The following is a 15,720-nucleotide window of genomic DNA, read 5'->3' as shown; positions in this document are numbered from 1 at the left end:
CCATTGCTTCCCGTGCTTGAGCGCTGTTCCCTGTCTTTTGAATGAAATTTCTCTCTCCCCCTCATTGTGAGAAATCTCCACGAATTGACGTAATTAAGGATAACGAATGGAGAAGGGTGCTGCACATCTAGCAATGGTGCCTGCGTGTTTTTCATCTTTCTGGCCCCTCTACCTATTGTCATTGAAAGAAAGATTGGTGACACATGAGAAGACGAACGTACACCCTGCTATCTTTTGCTCTTTGTGTGCTTGCGCTGCTTGTCGCGGCATGCGGAGGGAATCCGACAACCCCTGACAACCAGACGTCAGGTGACAAGGCTCCGGACAACAAACAGATCTATATCTATCCGGAGTCGGGCGTTGAGGACATCGCGACGCTAGATCCCGCTCTTGTCAATGATACAGCCTCTGCTGATTCGGTCGGGCAGCTCTTTGCTTCGCTGATTACATTGAATGATGATCTCAAGATTGTAGGTGATCTGGCCCAGGATTGGAGCGTTGGCCAGGACGGCGTAACCTGGACCTTCAAGCTGCGTGATGGTCTGAAGTATAACAATGGGAAGCCCATTACTGCCGCCGACATTGCCTACTCGATGGATCGGTATCTGCAACCCGCAACGAAAGCGCCTCAGGCCTCAAGTCTGGATATGATTAAGGGCTACGATGATCTGATGAAAGGAAAGATCAAGTCAATCATCGGCGTCGGTATCATGGCCCCGGATCCCAGGACGGTCGTGATCGTGACCTCGCAGGATGTTTCCGCCTACTTCCTTTCCAACATTGCTGGCCACGGTGGTACGGTGCCCTTAGAGAAAGATCTTGTCGAGAAATATGGAAACCGCTGGACCGAGCATCTTGATGAGGGGAACATCTCCGGTCCCTGGCTGCTCCACAAGTATAATCGCAAGGTCGACATTCAGTTTGTCCCCAATCCTAACTACTACGGGCCGAAGCCACAGCTCAAGAAGTTGGTCATCGCCTTCTATAAGGATCGCGGTGTTGATTACCGCGCCTATCAGAGTGGACAGCTTCATACAGCGACGGTGCCCGCCCCCAATATCGCGAAAGCCCGCGAGCAGAAGAACGAGTTCCGGCAGGTGCTGAACCAGGTCATCAGCTACTACTCGATGAACTATCTGGTGAAGCCGTTCGATAATATCAAGATCCGGCAGGCATTTGCTCTTGCAATCAACAAGGATGCGCTTGTACATAACGTCTATCGTGATAACGGTATTCCTACCTTCCACCTGGTGCCACAGCGCAACCCGGGCTATAACCCGGATTTGACCGGGCCTGCGGGCGTGACTTCGACGAAGGGCGATCCGCAGAAGGCCAAACAGTTGCTTGAGGAAGGGATGAAAGAGGCTGGCTATACACGCGACACCTTCCCGCAGATCTCTATGACAGTCTCCAAAATCTCTAAGGATATCGATAACGAGATTGCCGCAGTCCAGCAGATGTGGAAGGATGTGCTTGGCATCGAGGTCAAGCTGAACGTGGTGGACTTCAACAAGCTGGTTGCCGACCTGCCAAGCATGATTAACAACTCGAAGGGACCGCAGATGTGGCGCCTGGCATGGAGCGCCGGCACTCCGGACCCGCGTTACTGGACTACTTTCCTCTGGGCAAAAGGCTCAACCAGCAACTACGAGAACTACGGTCAGAACTCTTCAACAACTGCGAAAGAGCAACAAGCCAATCAGGAGGCGATGGCAAAGGCCGACGTGAATCGCAACAGCGAGGAGCGCCTGAAGCAGTACCATCAAATTGAGCAGCAGCTTGTCAATGATGTGGTCTGGATTCCAATCTACCAGCCATATAGTGCGGTGCTGTTCAAGCCGTGCGTGAAGGGCATGCCGAAGGAAGCGACCGGATTGGTTCCCTATAGCCACGATTGGAGCCAGGTCTACATTTCAAATAGCGGCTCCTGCCCGAATGTCTCCAAGTACCAGTAATGGATAGCAGACCCTGCTGTGGGAGAGGGTACCCCGTTTTCGGGGCCCTCTCCTTCTTTCTTATGCAGAGAGAACTCGAAGAGGAGCTGAGAACAGACGAGAACGGTGCTGACGGTACTTTGGTGTTGCCTCGGGCTGGCAATCTGGCGGATAGAGATCTATTGGTGATACACTTTTTTGTATCGATCTGTTGTATCGAACGTATCACTAGAAAAGAGAAAATCCGCCTTATGTATGACGACTATTCTGTTTCGTCTTTTCAGGAGACGCATGAGCTGTTTCGTGAAGCAATCTATGCGACGTCCGGACTGGCATTGCTTCAAGACACCCTGAATGATGAAACGGCTCAGGCGGTGCTTTCGCTGTTCACCGCCTTAGGAACACAGGGCACCGAGGCAACCGAGATAGCCCGGGCGTATGGCGAGGCTTTCCGCATGCTGGCACGCGCGGTCAGCAATGAGGCAGTGCCGACCTTCTCTGACGCATGGCAGGCGTATTTGATCGCTCGTTTGCTGGATAATGAAAACCCGTGGAGCAGGCAAGTAGAGTGTCATGGTGCTGCCGGGGTCTCTCCTGTCTTGCGTGAGCAGGCTCGCCGGGATCTCCGTGCCCTGCAAAAGCTCTTTCAGATCGATGCTGACACGTTGTTGCGCGCTGTCTTGCGCAGAATGCGGGTCTCACTTCCTGTCCTTTCGGATGCCTGGCTTCCCTGGCGCGATCTGGCACCGTTGGGACGCAATGGCGCCCATTCTCCCCGTCACGAGCTGGCACTGATCATCGCGGAAACGAAAGACTGGGGCGAGCTGGTTGAGCCGCTGGAACGCTACTGGTCGCTGCATGGAACCGGACCGCTGGCCCGATATCGTGTGCTGCGCTGGCAGGGGGTGGAAGAGGGACTTCAGGGAATTGCTCATCCCGACCCGATCCAGCTTGCCAATCTCGTGGGGTATGATCAGCAACAGGCCCGGCTCAAGGCCAATACCGAGCGTTTCCTTGCTGGCTTGCCTGCCCATGACACGCTGCTGTATGGCGCTCCGGGAACAGGGAAATCCTCGACGGTGAAGGCACTGGTCAATCACTATGCCGATCGCGGGCTACGGCTGGTAGAGGTGCGCCGCGAGCAGCTTGGCGATCTGCATCGCGTGGTCAGGCAACTACGTGAGAGAGCTCCGCGCTATATCCTCTTCGTTGATGACCTCTCGTTTGAAGAGCATGAGACCGAGTACAAGGTGCTCAAGATGTTGCTTGAAGGCACGGCTGAGGCGCGTCCGGCAAATATTTTGATCTATGCCACGACTAACCGTATGAACCTGATTCGCGAGAACTTTCAGGAGCGCGGCAAGCCCGGCATTGATACCAATTGGCGCGACACGATGGATGAAAAGCAGTCACTGGTTCACCGCTTTGGCCTGCGTGTGACCTTTACTCCTCCTGCTCAGGCCCACTATCTTGAGATTGTTCGTAGCCTTGCTGAGCAGCGTGGCCTTGAGCTACCGGAAGAAGAGCTGTATGAGCGAGCGCTTCGTTGGGAGCGTCAGCATAATGGGCGTTCCGGTCGCGTGGCTCGTCAGTTTGTAGATGATCTGGAAGGCGAACTGAAAGATCGCTAAGCACTGTCGGGTGCCTGATATCTTGTTTTGCTCTCGCCAAACCGATGACAAAGGGCGTGCAAAGGCGCTATACTTGGGAGCATGAGACAAAGCTGCCTCAACAAGATTATCAGGGGGTGAACATGGCTCAAGACGAGTCACGCCAGACAGCGACACAACGGAAACGTGTTGTATGGCCTCATATTTTCTTTGTTCTCTTCGCTCTTTATCTCTGTGCTTATTTACTCTATGACGCCCTTTTGATCCCTCATCGCGCTCCTATTTTGACCGGAGCGAGAAAGCCGCTCAATATTGCGCATCAAGGGGGTGAACTGCTTGCTCCGAGCAATACAATGGCGGCGTTTGATCTGGCTGCTTCTCTCAATGTCGATGTACTTGAGACCGATATCCATATGACAAAAGATGGGCAGCTCGTCTTGATGCATGATGCAACGGTGGATCGTACGACGAATGGTACCGGACGTGTCGATTCTTTTACGCTGGCTGAATTGAAAAAGCTGGATGCCGGCTACAAGTTTGTTGATTTGCAGGGAAACCATAGCTATCGCGGCAAGGGGGTCACGGTCCCGACGCTTGAGGAGCTCTTTGCGAAATATGGCGCTCGCTTCTACTACAATGTCGAGATGAAAGATGCCTACCCGAAGAATGGCCCATCACAGATTGAGGCCAAACTATGGGCGCTGATTCAGAAGTATCATCTTGAGCAACACGTGGTGGTGGCCTCATTCCATCAGAACCTGCTTGATACCTTCGTGAAGCTGTCGGGAGGCAAGACGCCGTTAAGCGCCGGGGAAGATGAAGTTACGCGTTTTGTGATCGCGAATAAGGTTATGCTTCCTTTCTTCTACAGACCCCAGGCCAACGTGTTACAGATTCCGACCGATGAGAAGGGCATCAATCTGATCGACCCGCTCCTGATCGAGCGCGCGCATACTCTCGGGCTTCAGGTGCATTACTGGACAGTTGATGATCCGGCAACGATGCGCAGGGTAATCGAGCTCGGCGCTGATGGCGTGATTACCAACCGCCCGGACCTCTTGAAAGAGGTGCTCGAACAGATGCATCTTCGGTAGCAAACTCCTTTTCCTGTACCTCTTGCGTTAACGGGAGGAGCGTTCAGGCGCTCCTCCTCTTCTTTTTGAGGTGTGAGAGGGGATCCAGTAGCGCGGTTTTTCTCATAGACATCCCCGTTGAAAAAAGAGCTGCGACAACACTATAATAACAGCGGTAGCCTGTTTGCTACCGGCTCTTTTTTTGGCCAATTTTCTGCATACGACCAAGTAAAAGGATGTATCAGATGTTCTCTCTTCACTGGCTCGACCTTTTTGGGACTATCGTGTTTGCGATCAGTGGCGCTTTAACGGCAGGGCGCAAGCGGCTTGATCTCTTCGGCGTGCTGATGATCGCGGCAGTAACGGCGGTGGGTGGGGGCACGGTGCGGGATGTGTTGCTGAGTCGATATCCCATTTTCTGGTTTATGGATAACACCTATCTCTGGTTAAGCGTCGCGGCGGGAATTGCAACCATGCTCTACACGCGCTTCTTTCGGCCTCCACGCACCTCGCTGGTGATTGCTGACGCGCTCGGGCTTTCGACACTGACTGTCATTAATGCATCTATTGCAATCTCATATGGTCTCTCACCTGTAATCCTGGTGATTATGACTGCGCTTTCCTCGGTGGCTGGCGGCCTGATCCGCGATATTCTCTGTGCTGAAATTCCCATGATTTTGCAGCGCGATATCTATATCACGGCTGTCTGTGCGGGAGCAATCGTCTATCTGGTACTGCGGCATCTGGGGTTGCATGAGATCCTGTATAACACGATCACGATGATAACGGTAATGGGGCTGCGGGTCGCGGCTATTTACTGGGATTGGCATTTGCCGCGCTATTATGTTGAGGAGCCACAGATTCGGCGTCCACGAGGCTGATAGAGGAATAGCAGAAGACATGCAGGCAGTATAGAGGATTGATGTTGTATGATGGAGGGAAGCACGAAAGAGTGATTGAGCACCGCCCGACCAGTGGCAGAAAGGCCCGCAAAGATGCAAACGTCTCGTCCAGACAAGTTAACACTGCTGATCTCACTTGTCTCCTTTTTTGCTATTATTCTCACCTTCTGTTCGCTCAGTCTCTCTCTGCTGACACTGGATATGGCGATTGCCTTGATCTGGGGTTTTCAAACAATTCAATATGCAAATGCAGCCGTCACCGCGCATCAGCAAGCCGTGCAGCAGCAGAAAAAGTTCCTCTGGTACAGGCAGCCGCCCGTGATTAACACGCTTGCGTCGCTGCTACTGATGGCCGTCTTCCTCTATCGTGCCTATAACGGCAATCAGCCGAGTTCAGCGATCGCCCTGATTCTCGGCCTGATTCTTGGCGTCTCGCTGTTTGCCTACTCGTTCCGGCTCTATCTCTCGCAGGAGCGAAAGTGAAAAACGGCTGCTGCGTTTAACCGCATCGCTGCTTTTTTGGACGTCCGTCTGAAATAGCCATGTCCTATCTCTGAAATGGCCTTTACGCATGCCACGTCCTCAAGTAAAATAGACCTCTGAACAATGGCTGAAGATGGTATTGTTTAGATAGAGGATGAGAATCAAAAAAGGAGATAGCTATGTCAGAGGAGCAAGAGAAGCAGCGTGTGCCGGGACGATACGGCATAGATGAGATCAAGACCAACAAGCTTGAGCCGTGGCCGAACCCGCATCCCGAGAGCGATTATGTCGTGCACTTCGAGATCCCGGAGTTCACCTGTCTCTGTCCCCGTTCAGGTTTCCCTGATTTCGCGACCTTTGTTATCGATTATGTGCCTGATGCCTCTGTTGTTGAATTGAAGAGTTTAAAGCTGTATATCAATGGATATCGCGACCGCCAGATCAGCCATGAAAGCTCGGTGAACACGGTGCTCAACGATCTCGTTGCACTGCTCTCGCCGCGCTGGATGCGAGTCGTGGGCGATTTTACCGTGCGTGGCAATATCAAAACCATCGTATTTGCAGAGCATGCGAAGGAAGGGTATACCGGTCCTCGTCCCGAATATCGGCGCTACATGCAGCAGGTGTAACTGTAGTATATATCCGTGAAGCGGTATTTTGAAGAAGTGGAGAAGTTCATGTCTGATGCTATGAAAAATACGCGTCGAGCAGTGCTGATTGTCAGTGGCGGCATGGATAGCTGTGTGCTTTCCTATTATTACGCGGCTGCTGGCTTCAACCTGCATCTTCTGTCGTTCGATTATGGACAACGGCATCTGAAAGAGCTGGATTACGCGAAGCGCTATATTGAGCACCTGCGCCAGCGCTACAGCAGCGGCCCGCAGGCGCTTGAGATCCTGCACGAGACGATTGAGCTTCCGATTGCTCGCCTCTCGCCAAACTCGACCTCTGCGCTGCTCAATGCTGATGTGGAGATGCCACACGGCCATTATAGCGACGACAACATGAAGATCACCGTCGTTCCCTATCGTAACCCGAACATGTTGCTTCAGGCGGCTACAGTGGCGTGGAACGAGGGAGCCAGCGTGATCGCCTACGCGGCTCATGCGGGGGATCATTCACAGTATCCTGATTGTCGCCCGGCCTTTGTTGAGGCCTTTAACACCATGCTTGCTCGCTCAATGGATGATAACACGGTGACGGTTGAGGTGCCGTTTATGCGCTTTACGAAAGCCCAGATTGCGCGTCTGGGGGCAAGCCTGGGTGTACCCTTTGAGCAGACATGGAGCTGCTACGAGGGTGGAGAGCAGCACTGTGGTCTCTGTGGCACCTGCGTTGAGCGTCGCGAAGCCTTCTTGCTGGCAGGCGTGCCTGATCCAACCGTGTACGAGCGTGAGCCGGACCCATCGGTTTACGAAAGATAATCCTAGAGGAGCATTATGCCAAGATACGCGATAGTGACACGAGAATTTACATTTGAGGCGATGCATCATTTACCCGGCCATAAGGGAAAGTGCCGCCGTCCTCACGGTCACTCGTATCGCCTGGAAATCTCATTGCGTGGCCCTATTCAGGAGGCGCCCGGCCAGTCCTCTGATGGCATGGTCATGGATTTTGATGATCTGAAGTCGATTGTCAATCGGACGATTATAGAGGAATTGGGGGACTCGGTGCCGCGTGGTCCGGCTGCACAGCCCGTTGAGCGTGGCGGGATGGATCACAACGACCTGAACGCGCTGACCGGGATTCGCACCACCGCGGAAAATCTGGTTCACTGGATCTGGGATGCCCTGGTTGCAGGCGGCGTCTCCGAAGATCTACTGTACCGTGTGCGGCTCTGGGAGACCGCAAAAGGCTATGCCGAGATCACCAGGGCTGAGCGAGGATTGGAGTGAGTATGAGCGTTGCTGTTAAGCGGGCGGAAAAGACAATAGCCGTCTCCGAGATCTTCGGTCCGACGATTCAGGGAGAGGGCGCACTGATCGGCAAGCCAACTGTGTTTGTGCGTACCGGTGGCTGTGACTATCGGTGCCAGCGCTGCGATACGCTCTATGCGGTGCTGCCCGAGTACAAGGGCGATTGGAAGCCAATGAGCGCCACCGAGATCTTTGCCGAGATTCAACGCCTCTCCAAGCAGACGCCAATCCTGGTGACGCTCTCGGGCGGCAATCCTGCCATGCAGCCGCTGGAAGCGCTGATTGATCTCGGCCACGAGGCTGGTTACACTTTTACGATTGAGACGCAGGGGAGTATTGCGCAGCCCTGGTTCGCGAAACTCGACTATCTGACGCTCTCTCCCAAAGCACCGGGGATGGGAAATCCCTGGCCGACGAACTGGGAGCGTCTGGACCGTTGTTTGCAGTATGCGCGTCAGGGCGAGAAGCAACCGGCCATCTGTTTGAAGATAGTCATCTTTGATGAAGTCGATTATGCCTACGCGAAGGAGCTTGCGGCGCGTTACCCCGAGGTTCCGCTGTATTTGCAGGTCGGGAACCATACGCCGCCCCATGTCTCTAATACGATTGACACGGCGGGGCTGCTTGAACGGCTCGACTGGCTGATTCAGCGTGTAACCGAGGACCGATGGTATACCGTTACCGTACTGCCTCAGTTGCATGTGCTGCTCTGGGGGAATAAGCGCGGCGTCTAGACTGTTCTCACGAAAAGAGGTGTAAAGATGGCGCTCTACACGGACGAAGCCCGCGAAAACGGGCAACAGAAGCAGCGGCCTGTGCTGCATGAATCAAAACGCGTTGATTATGGAGCATTGTTGCGCCTGGGTCGCGAGCTGTTGCAGGCGCTTGGTGAAGACCCGGACCGCGAGGGCTTACGCGACACGCCGCGTCGCTGGGCCGATAGCTGGCGTGAATTCATCGAATACGAGCCGGGGGTGACCGACACCTGCTTCTCGTCCGTGTCTACAGATCAGATGGTCTGTGTTTCTGGACTGCGCGTCTATTCCATGTGTGAACACCATCTGATGCCGTTCTGGTGCGATGTAGCAATTGGCTATATCGCTGGCGATCAGGTGCTTGGTCTCTCGAAGTTTGCCCGGATCGCGCATCAATTTGCGCATCAATTGCAGCTTCAGGAGCGGCTCGGTGAGCAGATAGCTGATGAGGTGAGCCGTATTACCGGTACGCCGGATGTTGCTGTTGTGCTGAAAGGTGAGCATCTCTGCATGGTCTCGCGGGGCATCAGAACTCCCGGCATTATGACATCTTCTGTGATGAGGGGTGTGTTTCGGGCGGAAAGTGAAACGCGTCTTGAATTTCTACGCCTGATTGGCTCTTAGGCCGTTTTTCCCTCCCGGGCTTTCTTCGTTGAAGATTGCCCATTTCATGCTCTATATTGAATAGCTAGAAGCACTGAGTGGTATGAAAAAGAAGTATGTCCTGTAACAGGTTTCAGGGAGAGGAGGATATTCCGTTGAAGAGTAGTCAGGTCGATCAAGACGCGCTTTTTTTGCAGGTCCCGGCGGGGCGACGCTATGTGCGCTCGTTCCTGTTCACACGGCGGATCGGGGCCCCGTTCTCGGAGCTCCATCTATTGACGCGTATCCTGCTGATTCTCTGTCTCTCGCTGGCCCAGTTGCGTGCGATCAATGTTGCGCCCTTCGATCCGGTGGCGGCCTGTCTCTTCTGGGCGTTCTCACTGGTGATATTTCTTGGCGCGGGGATGCCCTGGCGGACGGCGCGGTTCTATATTCTCCTCATTCTGCCTGCGCTCCTCAGTATTTTTCTCTCGTGGACGCTCTTTAACCCGGTGCCTGGCAGACTGACGCTGGTCAATGTGCCTGTCTATTCCGGTCATATCGTGCTTGGCTTCGCGGTCTGGCAGGTCATCTGGCTGGCGATCGCGGGCGGCTATTTTCTCTGGCGGCGCGGCCTGTTGCTGGGGATTGCGCTTGCGACAGCGATCACGCTGCTTGTTACGAATCTCTGGTCGCTGCCTTCATGGCCATTGGTGAGTATCCCGTTTTTCCATCCGCTGGCGCTCTATATCAGCGATCAGGGCCTGCTTTTTGCCTTCGTCAAGGTGATTGGCTATTCGGGCATGATGCTGGCAACTATCGCGCTGGTGACATCCAGCCGTGATGCCGAGCTGATCGGCCTGCTTCGGCAACTGCGCGTTCCACAGCCAGTCGTCTTCTTTGTGAGCACTGTCTTTCGCGCGCTTGACCTCGCATTGACCGACTATCAGACCATCAGGCAGGCACAGGTAGCCCGGGCGATTCATGCCCGACCGAGTAGCTTTATTCGTCTGCTTCGCAATCTGGCAAGTACTGCCGTGCCGATGGTTGCCGTGATGATTCGGCGTTCTAGCGAGATCGGCGATGCTTTGCAGGCGAGAGGCTATGGCATTACCCAGCGCTACGAGCCATTTTATGAGGTACAGCCTCTGCGCCCACTTGATTGGGCCGCTCTGCTTGTCTGTGCGATCCTGCTCTTTTTGACTTTTGGACCCCGCTTGCATCTGACGACATGGCTGCTACAGCTCTTGTAAAGGAAAGGGAAGGAAGAAGATGTCTGTCGCTGTTTCGGTCGCGGGCCTCTGGTGGCGCTATCCGACCTTTAACGAGAAGCCGAATCCCTGGACGCTACGCGATATCTCGCTGACCATCAATGAGGGGGAGTGTTTTGGTATTACCGGGCCCAGTGGCGCGGGCAAAACCACGCTCTGCCGTACGTTGATGGGCATTCTTCCCTATTCGGCCCGTCTGTCCACCGAGCAACTACCTTCATATTTTCGTGGTACGGTCGAGGTGCTTGGAGAGCCGATCACCGAGAAGAGCGCCGGACAGCAACAGATAGGCATGGTCTTACAGGACCCCGAGAACCAGTTCCTGCGGATGGATCTGTTGCATGAACTGGGCTTTGGCTTGCAGATTCGCAATCTTCCGCAGACCGAAATCGTGCAGCGGGCTCGCGAGGCGCTGGCAAGTGTCGGGCTGGCGCATCTGTGGCCCGGTGCGGCTTATATTCATCCGGCGGACCTCTCAGGCGGCCAGAAGCAACGGGTGGCAATCGCGGCCTTTCTGGCGCTGCGGCCCCGGCTCTTGATCCTTGACGAGCCGACGAGCGACCTCGACCCGGTAGGCAAGCGGGAGGTGGTGGAGACTATCGCTCGGCTGCGACGCGATTATCAGATGACGGTGGTGCTGGTTGAGCAGGATCCCGACATCCTCTCCGCGTTCTGTGATCGAATTGCGCTGCTGCATGAGGGACATCTTGAGCTGGTTGCGCCTCCCGCCAGGTTCTATGCACAGCGTGAGCTTTTGCAGGAGAGTGGCGCGTCCACGGGCGAACTGGTGCGTATCTCCTGGCAGACAGATCGTATGTATCAGGAGCGCCCGCCGCTGACGCTGGCCGAGGCGGAACAGTGTTTCATGCCGCCGCAGCTCGCACCGAACGTTCCGCCTCCAGTGAGCGAAGTACCGGTCCGGGAGCCGGTAATTGAGGCGTCACATGTGAGCTATCGCTATGAGGAGGGCACGCTTGCGCTGAAAGACGTTTCGGTGTCGTTGTATCGAGGGGAGATGCTGGCGCTTCTGGGGCCGAACGGCAGCGGGAAGACAACCTTCGCGAAGATCCTTGCCGGGATCTATCGACATAGCGGGGGAACGGTGCGGGTGCTCGGGCAGGATCTGACACGTAAACGTGTACGTAAACGGATCCCGCTTTCTGTAGGCTATGTCTTCCAGAACCCGGATCATCAATTGTTCTGCCGCAAGGTACGCGATGAGGTAGCCTATGGCCTGAAGAATCTGGGCGTGCCGCTGGCAGAGCGCCGCCGACGCGTTGAGGCCACCCTTGAAGCCGTGAACTTGACTCAGTATGCGGATGAAGATCCGCTGTTTTTGAGCAAGGGCCAGCGGCAACGGCTGGCAGTGGCAGCGGTGCTTGCGATGGGTCCGGATATTCTGATTGTCGATGAGCCAACGACCGGGCAGGATTTCCGCTCGATCAATGGAATCATGCAACTGCTGTGCGAGCTTCAGCAGCAGGGCAAGACGATTCTGCTGATTACGCATGATATGACACTCGTTGCGGAATACTGTCAGCGGGTGGTGGCGTTTCGTGATGGCTCGCTGGTCTTCACCGGCACGCCCACAACGTTGTTCAGCACGCCCGAACTCTTACAGCGCACGGGCTTACAGCCGCCGCAAGCGGCTGCGCTGGCGAACCGGTTCCGCCAGACACTGCCCGACCTGCCGCCACTGATTACGGTGCGCCAGTGGGTCGAGGCCCTTAAGATCAGCAGTCCCGCCTGAAAGCGCTCGCCCATCGGGCGCTTTTTTCTGCCTCCTGTTGACAGCCAGATGCTGTTGAGATAGAATAAGCCTCCCCCTTCGTTTCTACACAAAAAGGAGTAAGACCTTGACCATGATTTCTTTTGACCACGGCAAGACCCGCTTTCATTGCCGTGTGGGAGGCGTTGCCCTGCACAACGGGCGCGTGTTGCTGAACCGCTTTGAGGATGCCGATTTCTGGTTTCTGCCTGGAGGCCGCGCCGAATTTGACGAGACCTCGCACGAGAGCCTCATCCGTGAGATGCGCGAAGAACTCAACGAGCAGGCGTCTATTGAACGGCTGCTCTGGATCGCCGAGAACTTCTTTCAGGATGGGGAGCGCACGTTTCAAGAGCTCGGGCTGTATTTCTTGATCTCGTTTCCCTCCTCGTCCTCTGTCTATCAGCAGGAAGCGTTTCTCGGGTATGAGAAAGACGTGCATCTGATCTATCGCTGGTTCCCTCTGGATCAGGTCCCCGCGCTCAATCTCAAGCCCGATTTTCTGCGCAAGACACTGCTGGAACTGCCTGAAGCGCCGGTCCACCTGATCGTGCGTGACTAGGAGCGCCAGAGGAAAAGCCGCTGTTCGAGAGCGTCATCCGGTTGAATGCCACAGACAGAGAGGCGTTCGCGGATGCGCTCCCGGGCGGCCTCGGGCTCGATCTGTTTTGCCTGTTCAAAGGCGGAGGGCCAGTATCGTTCTGCCAGATCCCAGATGTACGAATAGGTGCCACGGGTGCGACCGGTCAGATCAACCTTGCAGATCAGGAAGCGCCGCTGTAGCTCCAGCAAAGCCCGCTCGGTGACTGTCTTCATGCTCTTCTCATTGAGTCGAAGTCCGCGCCGCAAGTCGCGTGTGGGCTGAACAGGATTCTCGCTCAGATATTCATAGATGTCGCGCGCCTGCCGCGAGAGCCGCCCATCCAGATAGAGCCGAAACGGGTCGCGCTCGCCTTCTCCGAGGGCCGCGATAAAGTCGGGAAGAAAGTCCGGTGAAAGGAAGCTTGGTTGTCCCGCGATGAGCTTTGCATAGTAGAGCCGCTGTTCAAAGTGGAGGTCATCTTTCCATGTCCAGGTGCGATCAAGCACGCTCCACGCTGTTTCTCCCATATGATCGGCCAGGTTAGGGAAGTCCAGCCGGGAAATCGGCCCCCAGGTACAGAAACCAAGTGTATTCACCAGTGCAACCGCGTCATCAGGTGAGGTGATCGGTCGAGGAAAAAGTGTGTGCCAGTCTGCTATCTTGACCCCCTGTTTCTCGTTCTCTTTACGCTTCAGCATACCAGAAAACATTTGTTCCAGTCAAGAACACAGGACGTTTCGGCGTATCTTCCCGACTGTGATAATCGTGAGAAAGGTAAACGAGCGAATACTGTTGTTTATGAGAAAGGGAATCGTCGTGGGTTTATTAGATCAGAAAGTAGCGCTGGTGACAGGATCAAGTAGCGGTATCGGGAAAGCAATCGTACAGGAGTTTGCCCACGAGGGCGCGTCTGTGGTGGTGCATTACGGGCACAACCGGGAGGCCGCTGAGCAGGTCAAGCAGGAGATCGAAAGTAACAACGGGCATTGTCTGCTGTTGCAGGCTGATCTTAGCGACCCACAGCAGGCGGTCCAACTGGTGAAGCAAACGGTCGAGCATTATGGCACACTGGACATTCTGGTGAACAATGCCGGAATGGAAGAACACGGTACGATTCTGGACGTGACGGAAGAGCAGTTTGAGCGGGTGCTGAGTGTCAACCTCAAGGGGCCGTTTTTTTGTGCGCAGACGGCGGCGCAGGAGATGGTCAAGCGCAAGGTCGCGGGCCGCATCATCAATATCTCATCTGTGCATGAAGATATTCCAATGCCGGGAAATATGGCCTATTGCTGTGCGAAAGGTGGCCTGCGGATGATGATGCGTAATGCCTGTCTTGAACTTGCTCCCTATAACATCACCATCAATAATATCGCGCCGGGAGCCATTCGGACGCCAATCAATGAGAAGACAATGAATGATCCCAATCTGTACAATCAGTTGATCTCAGAAATTCCACTCAAGCGTATGGGAGAGCCGGATGAGGTTGCGAAGCTGGCGCTGTATCTGGCCTCGGATGCTTCCGCTTATGTCACCGGATCGACGTTCTTTATTGATGGTGGCCTGACGCGCTACACGAAGGGACTCTAGCAGCCCGAGGAGGACGTATGCAAGCACACATTCTACGTAACCTGGCGTTGCACCTCCTGGAACACTATGATATCGCGCTCGGGCACCTGGAGCCGCTTGCGGACTATGTGTCTGAACAGCGCTGTATCTACAGGGTTGTCTCGAAAGAGGGCGAGAGCTATATGTTGCGAGCTCTCAAGGGGAACGTGCGTAAGGAGCTTCAGGCCGAGGCGGCGGTGCTGGAATACCTTGATAGACGGGCGTTTCCAGCGCCTCATGTGCTGCTGACGAGGGCCAATGAGCCGGTTTCCTCTCATGGCGGCTGGCACGGCCTGCTGTTGACCTGGATTAAGGGAAGCATGGCCGACTTCTCAGAACAGACGTTGTTGCGGCTTGGTACCCTGCTTGCCCGGCTTCACACGCTCTCACAGCGCGTCGAAACTGAGTCAGATGGGGCGCTTCTGCCCGATTCGCGGCTACGCTCGACCCAGTTCCCACAACGTATTCTCAATCAGGTGGAACAGGAGCTTGCGAGCATGCCGCAAGAGATTCGCCCGTTCTATGGCGAACTGCTGGCCTCGGTACGCCGTATTCAGCATGCCTCGCCAGAACTCCCCGTGACGCTGATTCATGGCGAGTGCTGGCCGCATACCGCGCTGTTACAGGGGCAGGGCGAGCCCGTCCTGATCGATTGGAAGGGTGCGGGGCTGGCTCCTGCGGTGCTGGATGTCGGCTATCTGCTGCTTGCGGCCCATTTCGGCAAGCCACAGCTTCCGGTGATGCAGCCCGATCCCGGCAAAATCACGGCCATTGTGCGTGGCTACTGTCAGGAGCGACGGCTGCTGGATAGTGAGCTGCATGCCCTGCCCGATGCCATCCGCCTTGATATCGCTCAACAGGCTGTACAGCCCGAACTCCGCTTAACGCTGTTCGGGAACTGGCGCGAGAATATTACCCTGCAAAAGTTGCTGGCGCGGTTTGAGGCCAGTGCTGAGATCGCGCGGATCGCGCAGGAACAATTTGCCACAGGATCGGTCGTCTGAAGCCCTGGCGCTTGCCGGGGCCCTCTTTTTTATCCGCTGTCGGATACTTCATAGTTGAGCTGTTAGTTAGTTAACAGCGCCTCATAACGATAACCGTCTATATTACTTTTTGGTGAGAGCAGATACCTGTCACCTTCGTCAACCATTAGGGCATATGATCGGGAAGATTTTTTGCATAGTTTGGTACATGTAGATCTATAAAGCAAAAGACAAATGGAGAAGAAGCTGTAGCTG

16 protein-coding genes are annotated in these 15,720 nt (G+C 55.0%); 15 read left to right on the top strand and 1 reads right to left on the bottom strand.

Translation table 11 applies throughout. The features are described 5' to 3' along the window. The first annotated feature begins 203 nt into the window (after positions 1–203). The 13 genes from EI42_RS17605 (at position 204) to EI42_RS17545 (ending at position 12,856) form a co-directional block, all read left to right on the top strand. Positions 204–1,955, top strand: coding sequence for a peptide ABC transporter substrate-binding protein (locus tag EI42_RS17605; protein ID WP_111323938.1), 1,752 nt, complete (start codon positions 204–206; stop codon positions 1,953–1,955). 230 nt (positions 1,956–2,185) lie between these two features. Further along, positions 2,186–3,565: an ATP-binding protein gene (locus tag EI42_RS17600; protein WP_170142717.1), complete on the top strand. Its 1,380-nt coding sequence runs from the start codon at positions 2,186–2,188 to the stop codon at positions 3,563–3,565. Positions 3,566–3,687: 122 nt separating this feature from the next. After that, a complete protein-coding gene (locus tag EI42_RS17595; RefSeq protein WP_170142716.1) occupies positions 3,688–4,638 on the top strand; it encodes a glycerophosphodiester phosphodiesterase family protein in 951 nt (316 codons plus the stop codon). Positions 4,639–4,862: 224 nt separating this feature from the next. Continuing rightward, complete coding sequence (locus tag EI42_RS17590) at positions 4,863–5,498, top strand: trimeric intracellular cation channel family protein (protein ID WP_211326232.1); 636 nt, start codon at positions 4,863–4,865, stop codon at positions 5,496–5,498. A 114-nt stretch (positions 5,499–5,612) separates the two neighbouring features. Next, positions 5,613–6,002, top strand: coding sequence for a hypothetical protein (locus tag EI42_RS17585; RefSeq protein WP_111323934.1), 390 nt, complete (start codon positions 5,613–5,615; stop codon positions 6,000–6,002). A 179-nt stretch (positions 6,003–6,181) separates the two neighbouring features. Beyond that, positions 6,182–6,631, top strand: coding sequence for a preQ(1) synthase (gene queF / locus EI42_RS17580; RefSeq protein ID WP_111323933.1), 450 nt, complete (start codon positions 6,182–6,184; stop codon positions 6,629–6,631). A 48-nt stretch (positions 6,632–6,679) separates the two neighbouring features. Then, complete coding sequence (gene queC / locus EI42_RS17575) at positions 6,680–7,426, top strand: 7-cyano-7-deazaguanine synthase QueC (RefSeq protein ID WP_211326231.1); 747 nt, start codon at positions 6,680–6,682, stop codon at positions 7,424–7,426. A 15-nt stretch (positions 7,427–7,441) separates the two neighbouring features. Continuing rightward, positions 7,442–7,897, top strand: a complete 456-nt coding sequence (locus tag EI42_RS17570; protein ID WP_111323932.1) for a 6-pyruvoyl trahydropterin synthase family protein — start codon at positions 7,442–7,444, stop codon at positions 7,895–7,897. Between the two features lie 2 nt (positions 7,898–7,899). Further along, positions 7,900–8,652 (top strand): 7-carboxy-7-deazaguanine synthase QueE, encoded by a 753-nt coding sequence (gene queE, locus EI42_RS17565; protein ID WP_111323931.1) that lies wholly within the window; start codon positions 7,900–7,902, stop codon positions 8,650–8,652. A 27-nt stretch (positions 8,653–8,679) separates the two neighbouring features. Continuing rightward, entirely contained in the window at positions 8,680–9,297 is a 618-nt protein-coding gene (gene folE, locus EI42_RS17560) for a GTP cyclohydrolase I (protein ID WP_111323930.1), read from the top strand. 134 nt (positions 9,298–9,431) lie between these two features. Then, positions 9,432–10,508 (top strand): energy-coupling factor transporter transmembrane component T family protein, encoded by a 1,077-nt coding sequence (locus EI42_RS17555; RefSeq protein ID WP_170142715.1) that lies wholly within the window; start codon positions 9,432–9,434, stop codon positions 10,506–10,508. A 19-nt stretch (positions 10,509–10,527) separates the two neighbouring features. Continuing rightward, positions 10,528–12,276: an ABC transporter ATP-binding protein gene (locus EI42_RS17550; protein WP_111323928.1), complete on the top strand. Its 1,749-nt coding sequence runs from the start codon at positions 10,528–10,530 to the stop codon at positions 12,274–12,276. A 112-nt stretch (positions 12,277–12,388) separates the two neighbouring features. After that, on the top strand, positions 12,389–12,856 hold the full coding sequence (locus tag EI42_RS17545; RefSeq protein ID WP_111323927.1) for an NUDIX hydrolase: 468 nt from the start codon (positions 12,389–12,391) through the stop codon (positions 12,854–12,856). On the opposite strand, the gene EI42_RS17540 is transcribed toward EI42_RS17545, so the two are convergent. After that, a complete protein-coding gene (locus EI42_RS17540) occupies positions 12,853–13,575 on the bottom strand; it encodes an AlkZ-related protein (protein WP_137686021.1) in 723 nt (240 codons plus the stop codon). The two genes, EI42_RS17545 and EI42_RS17540, sit on opposite strands and share 4 nt — an antisense overlap. A gap of 118 nt (positions 13,576–13,693) precedes the next feature. Between EI42_RS17540 and EI42_RS17535 the strand changes: the two genes are divergently transcribed. After that, positions 13,694–14,464 carry an SDR family NAD(P)-dependent oxidoreductase gene (locus tag EI42_RS17535; protein ID WP_111323925.1) on the top strand — a complete coding sequence of 257 codons (771 nt, stop codon included), beginning with the start codon at positions 13,694–13,696 and terminating at the stop codon, positions 14,462–14,464. 17 nt (positions 14,465–14,481) lie between these two features. Beyond that, the gene (locus tag EI42_RS17530; protein WP_111323924.1) at positions 14,482–15,486 is read left to right on the top strand and encodes a phosphotransferase enzyme family protein; all 1,005 of its coding nucleotides are present in this window, start codon (positions 14,482–14,484) and stop codon (positions 15,484–15,486) included. Positions 15,487–15,720: the final 234 nt, after the last annotated feature.

Origin of the sequence: Thermosporothrix hazakensis (assembly GCF_003253565.1) — a bacterium.
Lineage (GTDB): Bacteria > Chloroflexota > Ktedonobacteria > Ktedonobacterales > Ktedonobacteraceae > Thermosporothrix > Thermosporothrix hazakensis.
Note: the sequence above shows the minus strand (reverse complement) of the source record. Positions and strands in the feature narration are given on the sequence as shown.